At 68.6% G+C, this 21,185-nt stretch carries 15 protein-coding genes and 1 pseudogene; 7 read left to right on the plus strand and 9 right to left on the minus strand.

The genetic code is table 11. From position 1 onward, the window contains the following. The 3 genes from FXN61_RS32035 to FXN61_RS32045 all read right to left on the minus strand — a co-directional run. Positions 1 to 1,001: caspase family protein (locus FXN61_RS32035; RefSeq protein ID WP_167977720.1), on the minus strand; the 1,001-nt coding region annotated here is incomplete at its 3' end. 60 nt (positions 1,002 to 1,061) lie between these two features. After that, positions 1,062 to 1,850 carry a slipin family protein gene (locus tag FXN61_RS32040; protein ID WP_167977721.1) on the minus strand — a complete coding sequence of 263 codons (789 nt, stop codon included), beginning with the start codon at positions 1,848 to 1,850 and terminating at the stop codon, positions 1,062 to 1,064. A gap of 49 nt (positions 1,851 to 1,899) precedes the next feature. Continuing rightward, the gene (locus FXN61_RS32045; protein WP_167977722.1) at positions 1,900 to 6,162 is read right to left on the minus strand and encodes a glycoside hydrolase family 2 TIM barrel-domain containing protein; all 4,263 of its coding nucleotides are present in this window, start codon (positions 6,160 to 6,162) and stop codon (positions 1,900 to 1,902) included. Between the two features lie 133 nt (positions 6,163 to 6,295). Between FXN61_RS32045 and mshC the strand changes: the two genes are divergently transcribed. Continuing rightward, complete coding sequence (gene mshC, locus FXN61_RS32050) at positions 6,296 to 7,534, plus strand: cysteine--1-D-myo-inosityl 2-amino-2-deoxy-alpha-D-glucopyranoside ligase (protein WP_167977723.1); 1,239 nt, start codon at positions 6,296 to 6,298, stop codon at positions 7,532 to 7,534. 68 nt (positions 7,535 to 7,602) lie between these two features. After that, positions 7,603 to 8,070 (plus strand): hypothetical protein, encoded by a 468-nt coding sequence (locus FXN61_RS32055; protein WP_167977724.1) that lies wholly within the window; start codon positions 7,603 to 7,605, stop codon positions 8,068 to 8,070. Between the two features lie 60 nt (positions 8,071 to 8,130). On the opposite strand, the gene FXN61_RS32060 is transcribed toward FXN61_RS32055, so the two are convergent. After that, the gene (locus FXN61_RS32060) at positions 8,131 to 9,837 is read right to left on the minus strand and encodes a S8 family peptidase (RefSeq protein ID WP_312878148.1); all 1,707 of its coding nucleotides are present in this window, start codon (positions 9,835 to 9,837) and stop codon (positions 8,131 to 8,133) included. 497 nt (positions 9,838 to 10,334) lie between these two features. Here FXN61_RS32060 and FXN61_RS32065 point away from each other — a divergent pair, with 497 nt between their 5' ends. Continuing rightward, complete coding sequence (locus tag FXN61_RS32065) at positions 10,335 to 11,435, plus strand: S1 family peptidase (protein WP_167977726.1); 1,101 nt, start codon at positions 10,335 to 10,337, stop codon at positions 11,433 to 11,435. 68 nt (positions 11,436 to 11,503) lie between these two features. Here FXN61_RS32065 and FXN61_RS32070 read toward each other — a convergent pair whose 3' ends face one another. Continuing rightward, on the minus strand, positions 11,504 to 11,998 hold the full coding sequence (locus tag FXN61_RS32070) for a GbsR/MarR family transcriptional regulator (protein ID WP_167977727.1): 495 nt from the start codon (positions 11,996 to 11,998) through the stop codon (positions 11,504 to 11,506). A gap of 86 nt (positions 11,999 to 12,084) precedes the next feature. Between FXN61_RS32070 and FXN61_RS32075 the strand changes: the two genes are divergently transcribed. Both FXN61_RS32075 and FXN61_RS32080 read left to right on the plus strand, forming a co-directional pair. After that, a complete protein-coding gene (locus tag FXN61_RS32075) occupies positions 12,085 to 12,972 on the plus strand; it encodes an ABC transporter ATP-binding protein (protein WP_167977728.1) in 888 nt (295 codons plus the stop codon). Next, a complete protein-coding gene (locus FXN61_RS32080; RefSeq protein WP_167977729.1) occupies positions 12,969 to 14,567 on the plus strand; it encodes an ABC transporter permease in 1,599 nt (532 codons plus the stop codon). The genes FXN61_RS32075 and FXN61_RS32080 overlap by 4 nt, the downstream gene beginning before the upstream one ends. Here the strand turns inward: FXN61_RS32080 and FXN61_RS53055 are convergent. From FXN61_RS53055 to FXN61_RS32090, 3 genes are all read right to left on the minus strand, one after another. Next, on the minus strand, positions 14,497 to 15,009 hold the full coding sequence (locus FXN61_RS53055) for an MFS transporter (RefSeq protein WP_246292265.1): 513 nt from the start codon (positions 15,007 to 15,009) through the stop codon (positions 14,497 to 14,499). The two genes, FXN61_RS32080 and FXN61_RS53055, sit on opposite strands and share 71 nt — an antisense overlap. After that, positions 14,922 to 15,668: an MFS transporter gene (locus FXN61_RS32085; protein ID WP_312878149.1), complete on the minus strand. Its 747-nt coding sequence runs from the start codon at positions 15,666 to 15,668 to the stop codon at positions 14,922 to 14,924. Before FXN61_RS32085 ends, FXN61_RS53055 begins: the two co-directional genes overlap by 88 nt. Positions 15,669 to 15,819: 151 nt before the next feature. Further along, positions 15,820 to 16,719: a PAC2 family protein gene (locus tag FXN61_RS32090; RefSeq protein ID WP_167977730.1), complete on the minus strand. Its 900-nt coding sequence runs from the start codon at positions 16,717 to 16,719 to the stop codon at positions 15,820 to 15,822. Between the two features lie 48 nt (positions 16,720 to 16,767). On the opposite strand from FXN61_RS32090, the gene metH reads away from it, so the two are divergent. Together metH and FXN61_RS32100 are read left to right on the plus strand one after the other, a co-directional pair. Next, a complete protein-coding gene (metH, locus tag FXN61_RS32095) occupies positions 16,768 to 20,307 on the plus strand; it encodes a methionine synthase (RefSeq protein WP_167977731.1) in 3,540 nt (1,179 codons plus the stop codon). Continuing rightward, entirely contained in the window at positions 20,300 to 20,956 is a 657-nt protein-coding gene (locus tag FXN61_RS32100) for an HAD family hydrolase (protein WP_167977732.1), read from the plus strand. The genes metH and FXN61_RS32100 overlap by 8 nt, the downstream gene beginning before the upstream one ends. Positions 20,957 to 20,993: 37 nt before the next feature. Here the strand turns inward: FXN61_RS32100 and FXN61_RS32105 are convergent. After that, a pseudogene (locus FXN61_RS32105) lies at positions 20,994 to 21,185 on the minus strand (hypothetical protein); the annotation flags it as partial.

The following is a 21,185-nucleotide window of genomic DNA, read 5'->3' on the forward strand; positions in this document are numbered from 1 at the left end:
CGCGGGCGTGCACGGCCGCGTCGACCGGAGCCGGGCCGGGATCGGCGTGCCGGAAACGACGGGCCCGTGGTCAGCAGCAGGTCGCGTTCGGCAGGGTTGGACAGGCTCACGACCCTGCCGACGACAGCGGACTTGCCGGTGCCGGGCGAACCGGTGACCACCCGCAGCCCGGCGGCACCCGACTTCACCCAGCCGACGACCTTGTCGACCTGGGCGGTGCGGCCGGTGAACCACGACCGGTTGTCCGCCGAGTCACCGCCGCGCGCGGCCAGGAGCAGGTGCTTCACGACCGTGTTCGCGGCGTAGAGCGGGTTCGGCAGCATCGGCTGAGCGGAGCCGTACTGCATGAAGCGCGGCCGTTGGACGTCGCTGTCCCACGCGTTCAGCAGCGCCGTCCCGACCGCGCCGCCGTCGACCAACGCCGTACGGTCGCTCCACCGCCGTGCGTCCTCGTCCGCCGTGGGACCGGCACGCAGCAGCTTGCGCAGCTTGCCGCCGAACAAGCCGTCACGGGCCGTTTCGATGCTCGAACACGACACCAGCACGCCGGCCCAGTGCACCTGGCCCGCGAGCAGCTCCTCTTGAACGGCGGCGACCGTGCGGACGGCCTCGTCGAGCTGAGCCCCGGAGTAGCAGGCGTCGATGACGATGAGCACCTGGTGCGCGCCCGACGCGGCACACCACAGCGCGAACTCGTGCAGCATGATGCCGTCGACCGCGCCGTCGTTGTCCCTGGCCAGGAGCCTGAGGTTGCCCGCGACGGGGATCGCGTGCCCGCTCCACAACGCCACCAGCGCGCCGCCGTCCTGCGGGTTCGTGCGCAGGGCCTTCATGTGGGCCCGGATGTCGGCCTCGGTCGGATCGGCCAGCGGCTCGCCCTCGTAGCCCTTGAGCAGGGCACACAGCTCCCGCACGTCGCTCACGGCGTGCTGCAGCGGCTGCACCAGCTCGTAGGAGCCGACGCCGATGCCGACGAACCTGCCTCTGACCCTTTCCTGCATGGCCTCACTACCCCCTTCCCCGGTCGTCGTTCTGGGGGAGTGGGCGTTACGCCGGTTAACTCACATGGATGAATCCGTCGAGTCTTTGGGCAGCTCCAGGTTCGTGTTCTTCTCCAGGAACCTCAGCAGCTCCACCGGGAACGGCAGCACCAGCGTCGAGTTCTTCTCCGCCGCCACCTCCACGATGGTCTGCAGCAGCCGCAGCTGGAGCGCGCCGGGCGTGGACTCCATGGTCGCCGCGGCCTCGGAGAGCTTCTTGGACGCCTGCAGCTCGCCGTCCGCGGTGATGATGCGGGCGCGGCGTTCACGTTCGGCCTCGGCCTGCCGGGACATCGAGCGCTTCATGCTCTCCGGCAGCGCCACGTCCTTGATCTCGACCCTGTCGATGTCGATGCCCCACTCCAGCGCGGGCGTGTCGATCATCAGCTCGAGCCCCTGGTTGAGGTGCTCGCGGTTGGACAGCAGGTCGTCCAGCTCGCTCTTGCCGATGATCGACCGCAGCGACGTCTGCGCCACCTGCAGCATCGCGAACCGGTAGTCCTCGACGTTGATGATCGCCCTCGCCGCGTCCTGCACCTTGAAGTACACGACGGCGTCCACGCGCACGGTGACGTTGTCGCGCGTGATGCCGTCCTGCGCCGGCACGGGCAGGGTGACGATCTGCAGGTTGACCTTCCTGAGCTGGTCGACCCCTGGGATCAGCAACGTCAGCCCTGGCCCGCGCACGCCGTGCTGGAGCTTGCCGAACCGGAACACCAGTCCCTGTTCGAACTGTTTGATCACTCTGGCGCTCATCGCGAGGCTCAAGCCTCCGAGCGCGACCAGTCCGCCGAGGATTTCCAAGATCATGAGCCCCCGCCCTTCACCGGCGAATGCCTTTGATCTCCAACGGTACGCCCTATTCGCAGCTCAGGACGGGGTTGGCCCAGTCGGCGTGATCGTGGGCGTTGCCATCACCCCCGTCTGTGACCCGGAACGTCAGCACCGTTGCTCCAGACGTGTCCACGGCGATCGGCACGGCTGCGCTCTGTCCTGTCAGCACAGGGCTTTGGTAGATCTGCCGGCCGTCCTCGAGGACCTCGAACCGCACGCTGCCGCTGCCGTTCGTCTCGTCATCGACACCGATCGTGGCGGTCAGCTGGGAGCACTTGCCGCCGGTGTAGACCTGGAGCTCGGAGTCGGCGTGCGCGCCGACCCCCTTGTCGAACTCGGCGCCCCGGATGCGGATCGGGTTGCCGTCACCGCCGGAGCTCTCGCCATTGCTGCGGTCTCGTTCGATCGGGCCCCAGCCGTTGCGCTCGTTGAGGAACTCCAGCGCGGACACCTGAGCCTCGCCCTGAGGGGGACGCGGGGTGGCGGTGAAGTCCATCGTGACGGTCGTGGTCGCCTTGCCCGCGGTGACCTCGGCGAACACCGGGCGGGTGCCGGTCTCCCCGCCCTCTCGCTTGATCGTCACCTTCGCGGAGCCGCTGGTGAGATCGACGGTCTCCTGGGTGACCGACCAGTTCTCCGGGGCGGTCAGCCTCGCCGTGGTGGTTCCCGGGCACGGCCGCGTGACCACCAGCTCGGCTTCCACCTGCTCGCCCGGTTCCAACGCGGTGTCGGTGGCCTTGATGTCCACCGTCGGCGCGCAGTCGACGTGCCGCCCGAGCTTGCCCGTGGCGGCCTCCACGGGCGTGAGCGGGCGCAGCAGCACGGAGTACGCGTACTCGTTGCCCGCCTCCACCTGGTACTGCGGCAGCGGCTCGTGGAACGTCTCGCTGACGCCCGTGACGCGATGCGCGGCGTGCAGGGTGGTCCAGCCGTCGTTCTTCTTGAGCGCGAACGGGTACGGCGCCCGGTCGAGGTCGTCGTACCGCGACACCCGCACGTCCAGATCACCCGCGACGAGCAGGCCAGCGCGGCCGTTGGACAGCGTCGCCCAGCGCGTGTCCGCGTGGTTGCCGAAGTCCTGAGGCTTGTAGTAGTCGTTGAACTCGCGGTCCACAGTGGACTGGTAGACGCCGATCGGGTTGCCGGCCTTGCGGTCGTCGTAGTTCTCGCCAGGTCCCCGGCCGTACCAGGTGAACTTCTGGTACGTGTCGGGCACCTTGAGCGTGAAGCCGATGCCGGGCAGGTAGCTCAGGTCGCGCATCCTGTCCTTGGCCGCGACCCGGTGGCCGACGTGGATCTCGCCGTCACCGGTGATCCGGTAGGTGAAGGTCTGGCCGAACGACGCGTTCTGGACCGCCTGCGCCGTGGACTTGGCCGTGATGACCGTGTCAGGGCCCGACTGCGTGACCGTGACGCTCGACGGCGTGGTTGTGAGCCGGTCGAGGCCGTTGCGGTACCAGGAGTTGTCCTCGCTCATGAACTCGTTGGACAGCGGCGCGCGCCACGCGTCCAGCTCGGGGCCTGCCTTGATCAGTTCGGTGCCGCGCACGCGCATCGAGGTGAGCGTGCCGGACCTCTTGCTGACCACGTACCGGAAGTCGTTGCCGGACACCACGATCTCGTTGTCGTTCTGGGTGGTGGTCAGCTTGCCGGGAAAGCCCTGGGTGTGGAGGCCGGCGATCTGCGTGCCGCCCAGCGGGAACTGGGCGATGCCGACGTCGTTGCCCTGGCGGTCGGTGGCGCGGACGGTGAGCCAGCGTTCGGTCTCGGCCTTGAAGTCCGGCAACGTGATCGTGCCTGGCCGGAGCGCGCCGCGGTGCTGGGCGATCGTGCGGCCGTTGTCCTGGACCTGCCAGCGCAGTTCGAGGTCGTCGGTGCCGGTGAACTGGCGTTCGCTGACGGTAGTGAGTTTGTTGTCCTGGAAGGAGAACCGGATGGGGGAGTGGACCGCCATCAGCTCGGTGGTCTCCGGCTGCGGCCTGCGGTCCGCCCACACGACACCGTCCACGCCACCGGTGCCCGCGCCGTAGGACTCCTTGCGGCCCTTGTCCTCCAGCTTCTCGAAGTCGAGTGCCAGCACCGCCGTCCGCTTCGGGTCCTGGGCGAGCTCCGCGTCGGTCAGGGCGCGGTGGTAGATCCGGACCTGGTCGACCGTGCCGTGCGCCATGCGGGTCTGGACGTTCTCCTGCATGGTCTCGGCGTTGCGGCCGATGTTGACCGGCCAGTGCGACCAGTCGATCGTGCCGGTGTACGCCGTTGTCGCGACCTCTTTGCCGTCGATCAGCAGCCGTAGCCTGGTGCCGTCGAACGTGCCGGTGACGCGGTGCCAGTTGTCGTAGAAGTCGGCGGGGACCTGGGCCTCGACCGTGCGCCAGGTGCCGCTGTGGATGAAGAACTGCAGCGTGGTCCGGTTGGCCATCTTCAGCGCGTACTGGTGGTCGCCCTTGGAGATGACCGTGAAGTCACCGGTCCACGCGGCGGGCTTGACCTGGGCGTCGAGCGTGAGGCCCGTGCTCACCTCGTCGAGCTTTCGGTCGCGGTAGACCTCCACGAAGTCGTCGAGACCGCTCAGCCGCAGGGCTTTGCCGTGCGGTCCGTCCACCTGCGACGGTTTGCCGGAGAGCCAGGAGAGGATCCCGCTGGCGTCGTCAGGTGTGGTGTAGAGGGGCAGCGCGATGTTCTGCTCGGCCCAGTCCCAGATGAAGCCGCCCTGCACCTGCGGATAGGTGCGCACGACGTCCCAGAACTCCTTGAAGTTGCCGAGGCTGTTGCCCATCGCGTGCGCGTACTCGCCCATGATGATCGGCTTGGTGGTCGTCTTCGCCTTGGCTTCGAGGCTGGCGGGGGACGGGTAGCGCGGGCCGGAGACGTCCGCGAACGGCGCGTCACCGTCCGGCACGTTCGGCTGGTGGTACAGCGGGCGGTTGTCGTGCTTCCTGGCGTACTCGGCCATCGTGTAGTGCGCCTTGCCGAGCCCCGCCTCGTTGCCGGTGTCCCACATGATCACGCTGGGGTGGTTCTTGTCGCGCTGCATCATGGCGGTGAACCGGTCCTGGAACGCGTCCTGCCACTCGGGTCGTTCGGCGAGGCAGTTGTCCGGGCAGCCGTCGTGGTGGTGGGTCTCGATGTCGACCTCGTCGGCGATCATCAGGCCGTTGCGGTCGGCCAGCTCGTAGAAGTACGGGTCGCTCGGATAGTGCGAGGTGCGCACCGCGTTGATGTTGAACCGCTTCATCAGCTCGACGTCTTTTTTCTGGTCGGCGCGGGTGACGTGGCGGCTGCCGCGCACGGACGTCTCTGCTCGGTTCGTGCCGCGGAACACGACACGTTTGCCGTTGATCTTCAGCTGCCTGTCGATGATCTCGATCTTGCGGAAGCCGACGGGCTGTCTGCCGGTCTGGACGACCTGGTTGCCGCGGAGCAGCTCGATGCGCAGCTCGTAGACGTTCGGGGTCTCGTCGGTCCACTTCAGCGGGTTCGTGACCTTGCCGTCCTGGACGGCGACCTCACGGCCCTGCGGGTCGAACAGCCTGGTGCGGACGGTGTGGCCCTCCTGAGGGCCGCCGATCCTGACGTCGGTGCTGATCGTGGCGTCGCGGTACTGGGCGTCCAGGTCGGTCTTGATCGTGACGTCGGCGAGGTAGGTCCTGGGCGTCGTGTAGAGCCAGACCTCGCGGAAGATGCCGGAGAACCGCCACTGGTCGTAGTCCTCGAGGTGGGAGCCGGAGCCCCAGCGGTGGACCTGGACCTTCAGCGTGTTGCGGCCGGGCTTGAGCTTGCTCGTGATGTCGAACTCGGCTGGTGTGTAGCCGCCCTGGTCGTAGCCGACGTACGTGCCGTTGACCCAGACGAAGTATCCGCTGGTCACGCCCTCGAAACGGGCCAGCGTGCGGTCCCAGTCCCGCGGCAGGTCGAACGTCTTCTCGTAGACGCCGGTGGGGTTGACGTCGCGCGGGATCGCCGGCGGGTTGTCCGGGTACATCTCGGTGGGGATGTTGCGGAACATCGGGTGGTCGAGGAAGTCGGTCTGCCACGTGTGCGGCACCTTGACCGTGCGCCACCCGTCCGGGGTGTCTCTGACATCCTCCGGTTTGTCGAACATCCGGATGCGCCAGTCGCCGTTCAGGCTCAGGCGCCGCTCCGGCTTCAGATCCGGGTGCGGCGGCTCCTGGTTCTCCTCGGTCATCCTGGGGTTTTCCAGATACGCCACCGCGTCCAGCGGCTCGGCTTGTGCGGTTGCGGGCGAGAGTGAGAGCGCTACCACCGTGGCTACGACGACACGAAGCATGCCCTTGGACGCTAGGGAGGTTGTGACAACGTCGTCAACGAATGTCCGATCTTTCTGTCCTGATCCGTTCCGGGGCTCGTCCCAACACCCGGAAAGTGCGCTCCGTCCGGCGGCACGCGTTAGTGTCGGATGCATGCAGACCTGGTCATCAATTCCTGTGCCGCGGGTTCCGGGGGACCCCCGCCCGCTGCGGCTGTTCGACACGGCTACGGGCGAAATTCGCCCCACGGCTCCAGGAGACACCGCCAGGTTGTACGTCTGCGGGATCACGCCGTACGACGCGACGCACCTCGGCCATGCCGCCACCTACCTGGCGTTCGACCTCGTGCACCGCGTGTGGCTCGACAACGGCCACAACGTGCACTACGTCCAGAACGTCACCGATGTCGACGACCCGCTCCTGGAGCGTGCTCTGCGCGACCAGGACGACTGGGTCGTGCTCGCCATGCGCGAGACGGCGCTGTTCCGCGAGGACATGGAGGCGCTGCGGGTCCTGCCGCCTCAGGACTACGTCGGCATCGTCGAGGCGATCCCCGAGATCGTCGAGGTCGTCGCGAAGCTCCTGAGCGACGGTGTCGCCTACCGCGCGGACGACTCCGAATACCCGGACATCTACTACTCGCACGACGCCACGGGCCGTTTCGGCTACGAGTCGAACTACTCCTCCGAGGAGATGCTCCGGCTGTTCGCCGAACGCGGCGGCGACCCGGACCGCCCCGGCAAGCGCCACCCGCTGGACGCCCTGCTGTGGCGCATGAAGCGCCCAGGTGAGCCGGGGTGGGCCTCCGAGCTGGGCGAGGGCCGCCCCGGCTGGCACATCGAGTGCAGCGCGATCGCCCACAACCGCCTCGGCATGGGCTTCGACGTTCAGGGCGGTGGCTCCGACCTGATCTTCCCGCACCACGAGTACTCCGCCGCGCACGCCGAGGCCCAGACCGGCCAGCACCCGTTCGCCCGCCACTACGTGCACGCGGGCATGATCGGCCTCGACGGCGAGAAGATGTCGAAGTCGCGCGGCAACCTGGTCTTCGTCTCCAAGCTGCGTTCCGAGAAGGTCGACCCGAACGCCATCCGCCTGGCCCTGCTCTCCGGCCACTACCGCGCGGACCGCCCGTGGACCCAGTCGTTGCTGGACGATGCGCTGGCACGGCTGGACAAGTGGCGCCGCGCCGCCGACCTGTCCTCCGGACCGTCCGGTGTGGACACCGTGACGCGGCTGCGTGACCACCTGGGCAACGACCTGGACACGCCCAAGGCGCTCGCGGCGATCGACGCGTGGGTCGACGAGGCGCTGGCGCACGGCGGTCAGGACAGGCACGGCCCGTCCCAGATCCGCACGGCCGTGGACGCGCTGCTGGGCGTGGAGCTCTAAGCGGTCTGGCCGGTGACCGCCTGCCCGGCGGTCACCGGCAGAGCGCGCGTTACGGCCACAATGGACCCGTGACGGAGCATTCTTGGCAGAAGCTGCGGTACGAGCGCGGGCCCGATGGTGAGGACGCGAACGAGGCGGCGCGCGGCGAGGTGCTGTCGGCGTTGCACCGCGGCCACATGCCAGAGGACCTGCCGCTGCTGCGGTTCCTGGTCGAGCAGGAAGCGTTGTGCTGCGCGCACTCGCCGTCCCGCGGCCTGGGGGAGCAGGCTGCGCTTGCGGGGTTCCTGCTCGCTGAACACCGGCAGGCCGAGGACGTCTGGCGGCACTACGCGATCAAGCGCGCCAACTTCGACGCCGGATGCGCCTACGACGTCGAGCACCTGTTCGCGGCGGGCGTGCGAGCCACCATCGATCATGTGCGCGCGAGCGACCGCCCGGACCGTGACGAGGTGCTGGAGCTGTTGCTCAGCCACGACTTCGACGAGGAGGACCTGGAGGAGTGGGTGGCGGGTCGGCGGGAGTGGTTCGCGAACTGAACGAGGAGACCGCCCCCGAGGCGGAAGCGCCGGGGGCGGTCTCGTTCAGCGGAAAAGCGATCAGACGTCGAGCGTCCAGCTGTTCAACGTGCCGGAGTCCAGGAACGCCGCGTCACGCACACGCAGCGTCCAGGTTCCGTTGGCGGCCTCACCGGAGAGGTTCTTGGTGTAGGTCTCGTTGATGTTGTCGGCCGAGCCGCCGGACCGGTTGTGCAGGTTGACGACCGTGCCGTCGGGCGCGACCAGGTCGACCACGAGGTCGCCCTTGTAGGTGTGCGTGATCGCGACCTTGATCGACGCCGTGGCCGACGCGTTGCCCGCGCAGCCCGAGATGACGATCGTGCTCGTCACGGTCGACAGGTCGCCGATCGTGACCGGGGTGGAGTTGGTCTTGGCGTCACAGCCGCCACCGACCGCGTTGACGGTCCACGAGAACGTGGCCGAACCGGTCTTGCCGGCCGAGTCGGTCACCGTGGCGGTCACCGTGGAGGTGCCGGCGGTGGTCGGCGTGCCGGAGATGGCGCCGGAGGAGGACGCCGACAGGCCGGCCGGGAGGCCGGAGACGGACCACGTGTACGGCGGGGTGCCGCCGGTCGCCGCCAGCTGCAGCGACGCCGGCGTGCCGACCGTGGAGGTCTGGCTACCGGGGTTGGTCACCGACGGGGTGCCGGGCTGTCCGCCACCGAACAGCGAGTAGAGCAGCTTGTTCGGCGAGCCGGAACCAGGGCTGGTGATCTTGTTCGGCGTGGACGCGGCGTTGATGCCCGCCCACACCGCGGCCGGGTTGTCGTTCGGGTGCGTGGCGAGCCACAGCGCCGCGGCGCCCGCGACGTGCGGGGTGGCCATCGACGTGCCGGAGATGTTGTTCGTGGCGGTGTCGTTGGTGTTCCACGCGGACACGATGTTCGAACCCGGCGCGAAGATGTCGGTGCAGGTGCCGTAGTTCGAGAACGACGAACGCGCGTCGGTGTTCGTCGACGAGTTCACCGTGATCGCCTCGGCCACGCGCGCGGGCGAGGTGCTGCACGCGTCTGTGTTCGAGTTGCCGGACGCGATGGCGTAGGTGACGCCGGACGCGATGGAGCGGCGCACGGCCGCGTCCAGGGTGGCGTCCGCGCCGCCGCCGAGCGACATGTTGGCGACAGCGGGCTTCACCGCGTTCGCCGTCACCCAGTCGATGCCGCTGACGACACCGGCGGTGGTGCCGGAGCCCTGGCAGTTGAGCACCTTGACAGCGACGACCTTGGCCGCCTTCGCGAGGCCGTACTGCGAGCCCGCGACGGTGCCGGCGACGTGCGTGCCGTGGCCGTTGCAGTCGCTGTTGTTGCCGTCACCCGAGGTGTTGGTGCCCCACGTGGCGCGGCCGCCGAACGTCGAGTGCGTGGTGCGCACACCCGTGTCGACGATGTACGCCGTCACGTTCGACGCGGTCGTGTCGTACTGGTAGCTGTTGCTCAGCGGCAGATCCCGCTGGTCAACGCGGTCCAGACCCCACGACGGCGGGTTCTGCTGGACGTCGAGCGCGTGCACCTCGGCGTCTTGCTGGACGTACGCGACCTGCGGGTCCGCGGCGAGACGCTGCGCCTGCTTGGCGGTCATCTTCACCGAGAAACCGTTGAGCGCGTGCTGCCAGACCTGGCCGACCTGGCCGCCGTACTTGCCCGCCAGACCGGGAGCGGCGGCCCTCGACGCCGTGCCGGCCTTGAGCGAGACGATGTAGCTGTCCTTCACGACATCGGCGCGGTCGGCGCCGAGAATCGTCCCCACGTTTTCTTGAGCTGAAGCAGCGGGCACCACAGCGGCGGCCAGACATACGGCGGCGGCGGCGGCGAGTCCCGTACCCAAGACTCTTCGCATGGCAGGGTTCTCCCTCGTGCAGGGAACAGGGTGTCTGCACGCTAGCCCTAAACCGCAGGTCAGAGGGATACGCCGTCGAGTGCGAACTGTTGACAGATTTGACGTTTCGTGTCAAGACGAATGGTTGCGCTCAGTCACGGAAATAGGCTGAGAGAAGGCATTTGGATTCCTTATACCAACCCGAATGCCGAGAGGTCCACCCGTCGATCGGCCCTACCGTCCGGTAGGCAGCACAACATAGCGTCACCCAGACGGAGGAACGAACTGATCGGGCAGTTCGACCGCCTGGGGACGCCATGCATCCGGTGTCGTGCGGGCTGTGTTGCAGCACAGCCGATCTCCTCATCGCGGTTGCCCGGTCCGGCGTTACACCGGCCCTGCAAACCGAAAATTGAGGAGAAATGCCTATGAAGCGCATGGCTGTCGCGGCAGTCGCCGTGCTGGCGGGTGCACTCGCGACGACGGTCTCCCCTGCCGCCGTCGCCGCGCCTGAACCGTCAGCTGACCTGCTCGCCGCGATGCAGCGCGACCTCGGCCTGAACGCCCAGCAGGCGGCGGAACGGCTGCGCCAGGAGAGCGCGGCCGCGGTCCTGCAGCGCGTCGCGGAAGGTTTCGCCGGTGACAGCTTCGGTGGCGCGTGGTTCGACGCGTCCACCGGCAAGCTCGTCGTGGGCGTGACCGACGCGGCCAAGACCGACCGGCTGCGCAGGCTCGGTGCCGAGCCTCGCACCGTCGCCCACAAGGCGAGTGACCTCGACTCGGCCAAGGCCAGGCTGGACGCCGAAAAGGCTCCCGCCGAGGTCACCGGCTGGTTCGTCGACACTCGGGCGAACGCGGTCACGATCACCGTCAAGCGCGGTCAGGCCGATGCGGCGAAGCCGTTGGTGGAGAAGGCGGGCACGCTCGCGAAGGTCGTCGAGACCGACGAGGCGCCGCGTTTGTTCAAGGACATCCGCGGCGGTGACGCCTACTACATCAACAACGCCGGCCGGTGCTCTGTCGGGTTCGCGGTGCAGGGCGGGTTCGTCACCGCCGGGCACTGCGGGTCCAAGGGCGACACGGTGGCAGGCGTCGACCGCTCCGCCCTGGGCGCGTTCGAGGGCTCGTCCTTCCCGGGCAACGACTACGGGTGGGTCAAGGCCAACTCGGCGTGGACGCCCACGGCCAAGGTGAACCACTACGGCGGCGCTGACGTCGTCGTCTCCGGTCACACCGAGTCCGCGGTCGGCGCGTCGATCTGCCGTTCCGGCTCGACCACGGGCTGGCACTGCGGCGAGGTCCAGGCCAAGAGCCAGGCGGTGAACTACCAGGAGGGCTCGGTCAGCGGTCTGACGCGCACCGACGTGTGCGCGGAGCCCGGTGACTCGGGTGGCTCGTGGGTCAGCGGCACGCAGGCGCAGGGCGTCACCTCGGGTGGCTCCGGCAACTGCACCAGCGGCGGTACGACCTTCTTCCAGCCGGTCAACGAGATTCTCTCCACGTACAACCTGACGCTCGTCACGGGCTGACGTAGCAAGTAGAACGCCCGTGAGCGGCCGATGGTCGTTCACGGGCGTTTCGCTGTGCGGAGAGGCGGTCAGTCCTCCCTCTTGGCCAGCCACTTCTCGCGGTGCGTGCGCCAGCGTTCGAGCAGCGTGCCGAGTTCGACGTGGCAGAAGCGGAAGAACTCGCGCGTCTCGTCCAGGCGCGCTCCCGCCTCGGTCTCTTCCCCGAGCGTTTCCACACCCTCGGTCAGCACCTCGTCGATCACCTGCAGCATCTGGTCCCTGCGGAACGTCGCCTCGTACCAGACGTTGTCGCGCATCCGGTAGACGTCGCGGCGTGATCCCGGCTCCCGTTCGCGGCTGACGATCTGGATCGTGGTCAGGTAGCGCACCGCGCCCGACACCGCCGCCGGACTGATCTGCAGCAGGTCGGCGATCTCGGCCGCAGTGAGCCGCCCTGAGTCCGTCGTCAGCAGCGCCGCGAGGATGCGCGCCGGCATGCGCGGCATGCCGGCGTCCGCCAGAATTCCGCCGAACCGCTCGACGAACTGGCTAACTGCCTGCGTGTCACGCTGTGTAGCTCCCATCACCGCGGCATCATCCCCTTCCGTCAGTCGATCGGGCAAAATTTACGTCCTTCACGAACTTGTGAAAGAAGCGTAGCTTACCGGGCATGACATCTGCGATATCCGTGTCGGGCCTGGTCAAGACCTTCGGCCCGACGCGTGCACTGGACGATCTGAACCTGGACGTCCGGACCGGTGAGGTGCACGGCTTCCTCGGCCCGAACGGGTCCGGCAAGTCGACGACGATCCGGATCCTCCTCGGCCTGCTGCGTGCCGACTCCGGCACCGCGCGGCTGCTCGGCGGAGACCCGTGGAAGGACACCGCGTCCCTTCACCGCCGCCTCGCCTACGTTCCCGGCGACGTCAACCTCTGGCCCAACCTGACCGGTGGCGAGGTCATCGACCTGCTCGGACGGCTCCGCGGCGGCTTGAACTCCCAGCGCCGCGAGCAGCTCCTGGAGCGCTTCGAACTGGACCCGCGCAAGAAGGGCCGCACCTACTCCAAGGGCAACCGGCAGAAGGTCGCGCTGGTCGCCGCGCTGTCGAGCGACGTCGAGCTGCTCATCCTGGACGAGCCGACCTCTGGCCTCGACCCGTTGATGGAGGCCGTTTTCCAGGACTGCATCAACGACGAACGGCAGCGCGGCCGCACCGTGCTGCTGTCCAGCCACATCCTCGCCGAGGTCGAGGCGCTGTGCGACCGGGTGAGCATCATCCGCAACGGCCACATCGTCGAGACCGGCACGTTGTCGGACCTGCGGCACCTGACCCGCACGTCGATCTCCGCCGAGCTCGCGGGCCCGCCCAACGGCCTGACCTCGATGGCGGGCGTGCACGACCTGGCGGCCGAGGGCAACCGCGTCCGGTTCGAGGTCGACTCGGACAAGCTCGACCCCGTGCTCAAGCAGCTCGTGTCCACGGGCGTGCGCACGCTGACCTCGCAGCCGCCGACCCTGGAGGAGCTCTTCCTGCGGCACTACGAGGACGCGAAATGATCGGCACTGCCTTCATCGGGACTTGGCATCTGATCCGGCTCGCGCTGCGCCGCGACCGGATCCTGCTGCCCGTCTGGGTTCTGTTCCTGGTCGGCGTCACCTACTCCACGACGACCGCACTCGAAGAGCTGTACGGAACGGCCGAGTCGCGGGCGCTGCTCGGCGTCACCGCGAACGCCAACTCCGCGTTCCTTGCGATGCTCGGCCCGCTGCACGACTGGTCGTCGCTGGGCGGCCTGGTGGTCTGGCGCTGGGGCGTCTTCGCTGGGCTGTTCATCGCGATCATGGCGCTTTTGGTCGTCACCCGGCACACGCGCGCAGAAGAAGAAGCCGGCCGTACTGAACTCATCAGTGCGACGGTCGTCGGGCGGCACGCGCCGCTGGCCGCCGCGGTGATCGTCGCGGGCGGCACGAGCCTGCTGATCGGTGTGCTGCAGGCGGTGGTGCTGATCGGCAAGGGACTGGACGCGTCCGGCTCGTTCGCGTTCGGGCTCTCGACGGCTTCGGTCGGCCTGGTCTTCACCGGCGTCAGCGCGTTCACCGCGCAGCTGTCGGAGAACTCGCGCGTGTCTAACGCGATCGCGGGCGGCTTCCTCGGCGTGACCTACCTGTTCCGCGCGGCGGGCGACGCGGCGGGGGAGTCGGGCCCGCAGTGGCTGACCTGGTTCTCGCCGATCGGCTGGACCGAGCACGTGCGGGCGTTCGGCGACAACAGGTTCTGGGTGCTCGGCATCTCACTGGCGGCGTTCGCGGTGCTGACCGGAGTCTCGGCTTACGTCGTGACGCGCAGGGACGTGGGCCTCGGCATGCTGGCGACCCGACTCGGGCCGGCAGAAGGCAGGATCGGCACCCCGTTCGGACTGGCCTGGCGGTTGCAGAAGGGGTCGCTGATCGGCTGGTCGCTAGCGCTGTTCGTGGTCGGCGTGATCTACGGCAGCGTGGCGCAGGCGGTCGGGCAGATGGTGCAGGACAACCCGGCGCTCGGCCAGATCGTGCAGCAGATCGGCGGCGCGGACGCGATGGTGGACGCGTTCTTCGCGACCATCACCCAGTTGCTGGGCCTGATCTCGTCGATCTACCTCGTGCAGGCTGTGTTGCGGCTGCGGTCCGAGGAGACCGCGTTCCGCGCCGAGCCCCTCCTGGCCACCCCTGTCTCGCGCTGGGGCTGGGTCGCGTCGCACGCGGCGTTCGCCCTGGTCGGTGGCGCGATCGTGCTGGCGGCGGCCGGTCTCGGCCTCGGTCTCGTGCACGGCCTGCGCACCGGCGACCTGGGCACCGTCCTGCCGCAGATGCTCGGCGCGGCGCTGGCCCAGCTCCCGGCCGCCTGGGTGATCGCGGGCGTGGCGCTGGCGTTGTTCGGACTGTTCCCGCAGCTCACCGGCGTCAGCTGGGCCGTGGTGTCGGTGTCGCTGGTGATCACGCTGCTCGGCCCCGCGTTGCAGCTGGATCAGTGGGTGCTCGACGTCGCGCCGTTCACGCACGTCCCGAAGTACCCGGACATCACAGCGGGGCCGCTGCTGTGGCTCACCGGCGTGGCGGTGGTGCTTCTGGCTGCGGGGTTCGCCGGGTTCCGGCGCCGCGACCTGACCACGTGATGATCGCCGGGATCGTGATCAGCAGACCGGCCGGCACCAGGAAGCCCAGCAACGGATGGGCCTGGTAGAGCGGAACGAACGCCAACGGGGCCGCGGCGGCGCCCATGAAGCGCAGTGACTGCACGACACTGACGCTGCCGCCCCTGTTGGCGTTGTCGCTTTGCAGCACCAAGGCGTTGATGCTCACCAGCACACCCTGGGCGGCCGCTCCTGTCAGCGCCCACGCGATCACCGCGACCGCGGCGAACGGTGTCGTGCCCACCGCCGCGACCAGGCCTCCGCCCACCGTCGCGCCGACGACGACCGTGGTCGCGGCGCCGAACCGGTCGATGGCCTTGCCGACGTACCGCGCGGTCAGGAAACCGACGACGCCGAACCCGGTGAGCAGGAGCCCGCGTTCACCCGCGCCGAGGCCGAACACGTCGTCGAGCCGGAACGCCACGAGGAACGACAGCCCGCCCAGGCAGCCCAGCCGATGAAGGCGACGAGAGCCGGCCTGATGGTGCTCGGGACGAACGCACTGCGCAGGCTGGCGCCGCGCTCCGGCTCGGCGTCGGTGTCCGGTACGCCGAGGATCGCGAGCGCCACGGCCACCACCGTGATCACCACGAAGGCCAGCCGCCAGTCGATCTCCGCGGTGAGACCGCCGACGAGCGGAGCGGACGTCTGCCCGGCCGCCTGCATCGACCCGAACAGCCCCAGCGCGCGGCCGAGCTTCTCCTTCGGTGTCGAGGCGGCGATCACGGCCAGCAGCACCGGCGTCGTGAACGAGTTCGCCGCGCCCTGCAACGCGCGTGAGGCCAGCAGCACCTCGAACGTCCAGGAGGAGGCGGCCAGCGCGGAGGTCACCGCATAGGCGATGTAGGCGATTCGGACAGTCCGTTGTGGACCCCAGCGTTGCGCGAACGTGCCGGACACGAGCATCAACACGGCGAACGGCACGAGGTAGAACGTCAGCGTCGACGCCGCCGTGCCCGCCGACCGGCCGAAACTGTCCCCGATCTCGGGCAGGATCGACGTGGTGATGGCGCCGCCGAACGGCCCGATCAAAGCCCCGGCGTACAACCCGGCCCTCGCCAACCGCCCCGCAGACACCTCCACCGTCCCCACCCTAATCGGACGATGGTTGTTGTCGCTAAGTTTTTTGGCGGGTTCCGGCCGCGTCATGAAAGGCCGTGCTCACGGCCTGTTCGATGTGGCGTCTGCAAGTACCACCAACAGCGAGTTGGTGGTACTTGCAGACGCCAAAAGGTCAGCGGGGGCCGGGCGACGGCCAGCCGGGACCGCGCCCGCGGCGGCGCAGGTACCGCTCGAACTCGGCGGCGATGTCGTCGCCGGAGGCCTCGGTGATCTGCATGGCCGCGTCGCCGCGCTCTTCCAGCGCGCGCACGTAGTTGCGCACGTCCTCGTCCTCGTCGGCCATCTCGGTGACCGTGCGCTCCCACTCCTCGGCCTGCTCCGGCAGCGCGCCGAGCGGCACCTCGATGTCGAGGACCTCCTCCACCCGGTGCAGCAGGGCCAGCGTGGCCTTGGGAGAGGGCGGCTGCGACACGTAGTGCGGCACGGCGGCCCAGAACGAGATCGCCGGGATGCCGGCCTGCACGCACGCGTCCTGGAAGACGCCGACGATGCCCGTCGGGCCCTCGTACTTGGAGTGCTCCAGGCCGAACTTCTCGGCGGCGTCCGGGTCGTACGCGGTACCGGTGACCGGCACGGGCCGGGTGTGGGGCGTGTCCATGAGCAGAGCGCCCAGCGTCACCACGGTCGTCACCCCGAGGGCCTCGATGTGCCCCAGCAGCTCGGCGGCGAACTTGCGCCACCGCATGTTCGGCTCGATGCCGTGCACGAGGATCACGTCCACGGAGGAACCGGGAGGCCTGCACACCGAGAGCCGCGTCGTCGGCCAGTCGACCCTGCGGGTGACACCGTCCACCATGCGGACTGTGGGTCGCGTCACCTGGAAGTCGTAGTAGTCGTCAGGGTCGATGTCGGCGAGCGGGGTGGCGTCCCAGGTGAGTTGCAGGTGCTCGATGGCGGTGCTGGCGGCATCGCCGGCGTCGTTCCATCCTTCGAACGCACAGACCATGATCGGACTCGTGAGCGGTTTGCGCGGGTTCGAGGGGGTCGGGGATTCCTGGGACGGATCGTTCACGGCGCCAGACTACGGCCTCCCCCAGCTAACTCATCGTAGGCTTGGCCCATGCGTGATCGCGGAGAGTCGCCGTTCCTGGAAGCGCTGGTGAACCGGGTTGTCGTCGCTGACGGCGCCATGGGCACCATGCTTCAGGCCGTTGACCTCTCTCTTGACGACTTCAACGGTCTAGAGGGCTGCAACGAGATCCTGAACGTGACACGGCCGGACGTCGTGAGGGCCGTGCACCGCGGTTATCTCGAAGTAGGCGTCGACGCCGTCGAGACGAACACGTTCGGCGCGAACCTCGCGAACCTGGCCGAATACGACATCCCCGACCAGATCTTTCACCTGTCCGAGCGCGGCGCCGCGCTGGCCCGTGAGGTCGCGGACGAGTTCAGCACCTCCGCACAGCCGCGGTTCGTGCTCGGCTCTGTCGGCCCCGGCACCAAGCTGCCGACACTCGGCCACGCGCCTTTCGCGACGTTGCGCGACGCCTATCAGGAGCAGTGCAAGGGGCTGCTGGTCGGCGGCGTGGACGCGATCATCGTCGAGACCTCGCAGGACCTGCTGCAGACCAAGGCGTCGATCATCGGCGCCAAGCGCGCGATGGCCGCTGAGGGCCGTGTCGTTCCGATCATCGCCCAGGTCACCGTCGAGACGACCGGCACGATGCTGCTCGGCTCGGAGATCGGTGCCGCGCTGACCGCGCTAGAACCGCTGGGCATCGATCTGATCGGCCTCAACTGCGCCACCGGTCCCGCCGAGATGAGCGAGCACCTGCGGACGTTGTCCAAGCACGCGCGCATCCCGCTGTCGGTGATGCCGAACGCCGGACTGCCCGAGCTGGGCCCGCACGGCGCGGTTTACCCGTTGTCGCCGGAGGAGCTGGCTCAGGCGCTGGCCGGGTTCGTCACCGAGTTCGGCACGCGTCTCGTCGGGGGCTGCTGCGGCACCACCGCCGAGCACCTGCGCCAGGTGGCCGAGGCGGTGCGCGATCTCGGGCCGTCCGCGCGCCGTCCGCGTCCGGAGCCCGGTGTGTCCTCTTTGTACCAGGCCGTCCCGTTCAAGCAGGACGCCTCGGTGCTGATGATCGGCGAGCGCACGAACGCCAACGGCTCCAAGGCGTTCCGCGAGGCGATGCTGGCCGAGAAGTGGGAGGACTGCATCGAGATCGCGCGCGACCAGACGCGCGAGGGCGCCCACCTGATCGACCTCTGCATCGACTACGTGGGCCGCGACGGCGAGGCCGACATGCGTGCTCTGGCCTCTCGTCTGGCCACCGCGTCGACGTTGCCGATCATGCTCGACTCCACCGAGCCCGCCGTGCTCCAGGCCGGCCTGGAGTGTCTCGGGGGCCGTTGCACCGTGAACTCGGTGAACTACGAGGACGGCGACGGTCCTGACTCCCGCTTCCAGAAGATCATGCGGCTCGTCTCCGAACACGGCGCGGCGGTCGTGGCGCTGTGCATCGACGAGGAGGGCCAGGCCCGCACCAGGGACTGGAAGGTCCGCGTCGCCGTCCGGCTGATCGAGGACCTGACGAAGAACTGGGGCATGCGGGTCAACGACATCATCGTCGACTGCCTGACGTTCCCGATCTCCACCGGCCAGGAGGAGGTCCGCCGCGACGCCGTCGAGACCATCGAGGCGATCCGCGAGCTCAAGCGCCGTTATCCGGACGTGCAAACGACTCTGGGCCTGTCGAACGTCTCCTTCGGACTCAACCCGGCCGCGCGCCAGGTGCTGAACTCGGTGTTCCTGCACGAATGCGTGCAGGCGGGCCTCGACACCGCGATCGTGCACGCCTCCAAGATCGTGCCGATGGCCCGCATCCCCGACGAGCAGCGCGCCGTGGCGCTGGACCTGGTCTACGACCGCCGCCGCGAGGGGTACGACCCGCTGCAGAAGCTCATGGAGCTGTTCGAGGGCGTCACAACCAAGTCGAACAGCGCTTCCCGCGCGGAGGAACTGGCCGCGCTGCCGTTGTTCGAACGACTGGAGCGCCGGATCGTCGACGGCGAGCGCAACGGCCTGGAAGCCGACCTGGACGACGCGCTGGAGCAGCGCCCGGCGTTGCAGATCATCAACGACACGTTGCTCGCGGGCATGAAGACCGTCGGCGAACTGTTCGGCTCCGGCCAGATGCAGCTGCCGTTCGTGCTGCAGTCCGCCGAGGTCATGAAGACCGCCGTCGCCCACCTCGAACCGCACATGGAACGTTCCGACGACGGCGGCAAGGGCCGCATCGTGCTCGCGACCGTCAAGGGCGACGTCCACGACATCGGCAAGAACCTCGTCGACATCATCCTGTCCAACAACGGCTACGAGGTCGTGAACATCGGCATCAAGCAGCCGATCAACGCGATCCTCGAAGCCGCGGAGGAACACCGCGCGGACGCGATCGGCATGTCCGGCCTGCTGGTCAAGTCGACCGTGATCATGAAGGAGAACCTCGAGGAGATGAACTCCCGGGGCGTCGCCGCGCGGTGGCCGGTGTTGCTGGGTGGCGCGGCCTTGACGCGTGCGTACGTCGAGAACGACCTGACCGAGATGTACTTCGGTGACGTCCGCTACGCCCGTGACGCGTTCGAGGGCCTGCGCCTGATGGACGCGATCATGGCGGCGAAGCGCGGAGAGGCTCCGCTCGTCGACCCGGAGGCCGAGGCGAAGGCTGCTGAACGGAAGGCGCGCCGCGAACGTTCGTTGCGCATCGCCGCCGCTCGCAAGGCCGCCGTGGTCGAGGAAGAGACGTTCTCCGGCCGTTCGGACGTGGCTTCCGACAACCCGATCCCGGCGCCGCCGTTCTGGGGCAGCCGGGTCGTGAAGGGCATCCCGGTCGCCGACTACTCGGCTCTGCTGGACGAGCGGGCGACGTTCATGGGCCAGTGGGGCCTGAAGGGCACGCGCGGCGGTGGCCCGACCTACGAGGAACTGGTCGAGACCGAGGGCCGCCCGCGCCTGCGCTACTGGATGGAACGCCTTGCCACAGAAGGCGTTCTGGCCCACGCGGCGGTCGTCTACGGCTATTTCCCGTGCGTCTCCGACGGCGACGACCTGGTGATTCTGGAAGAGCCGTCGGCCGATTCCCCCGAGCGCTTCCGGTTCACGTTCCCGCGCCAGAAGCGGGATCGCCGCCTGTGCCTGTCGGACTTCTGGCGTTCGAAGGAGTCCGGCGAGGTCGACGTCGTCGCGTTCCACCTCGTGACGATGGGCCAGCCGATCGCCGACTACGCCAACGAGCTCTTCGGCAAGAACGCCTACCGCGAGTACCTGGAGGTCCACGGCCTCGGCGTTCAGCTGACGGAGGCTTTGGCCGAGTACTGGCACAAGCGCGTCCGCGAGGAGCTGACGTGGCCGTCCGGTGACTCCGTGGCCGCGGAAGACCCCGCCGACGTCGAGGACTTCTTCAAGCTCGGCTACCGCGGCGCGCGTTACTCGTTCGGCTACGGCGCCTGCCCGGAGATGGAAGACCGCAAGCGCATCGTCGAGCTGCTCGACCCGTCCCGCATCGGCGTGTCCCTGTCCGACGAACTCCAGCTGCACCCCGAACAGTCCACCGACGCCTTCGTGGCGCACCACCCGGAGGCGAAGTACTTCAATGTCTGACCTGCAAGCTGTGCTGTGGGACATGGACGGCACACTGCTGGACTCCGAAAAGCTCTGGGACATCCCGCTCTACGAGTACGCGGAGAAGCTCGGCGGGGTCCTGTCCCTGGAGACCCGCGAACGCATGGTCGGCACCAACGTGCCCACCACCATGCGTCTGCTGTTCGCCGACGTCGGCATCGAGCCCACGGAGGCTGAGCTGGCCGACGGCGCCGCGTGGATCTCACGCCGGACCGAGGAGGTCTTCCGCGCCGGTCTGCCGTGGCGGCCGGGCGCCGCCGAGGCCCTGCGGGCGGTGCGTGACTCGGGTGTGCCGATGGCGTTGGTGACGTCGACCGAGCGTTCGCTGACCGAGGTCGCGCTGGACACGATCGGGCGGGACCTGTTCGACGTCACGGTGTGCGGGGACGAGGTCGACGGGTTGAACAAGCCGCTGCCCGAGCCATATCTGAAGGCGGCGCGGTTGCTCGACGTTGATCCGGCGCGGTGTGTGGCGATCGAGGACTCGCCCACCGGTGTGACCGCCGCGGTGGCCGCCGGGTGCACCGTGCTGGTGGTGCCTTGTGACGTCGAGGTGCCGGCGGGGGAGCGGCGGATCTTCCGCGACTCGTTGGTGGGCGTGGACCTGGACGTGCTGAAGGCGCTCTAGGTGTTGGGGTGGCCGCACCAGCGGCCACCCCGCACCATCAGGCGACAGCTGCCTTCTCGGCGGCCTTCGTCCTGCGCGTGGCCGGGTCGATCAGCAGGCCGAACGCCACGCCGAGACCGACGTAGAGCGTGGCGAGCTGGGCGAGCGAACTGAGGCGGAACTGCCACAGCACGGTCACCGGCATGTCCGCGGGGATCGTGTCCGGCGGCGCGGGGAACGCCACCAGCAC

Source organism: Lentzea indica, assembly GCF_012184385.1.
Lineage (GTDB): Bacteria > Actinomycetota > Actinomycetes > Mycobacteriales > Pseudonocardiaceae > Lentzea > Lentzea indica.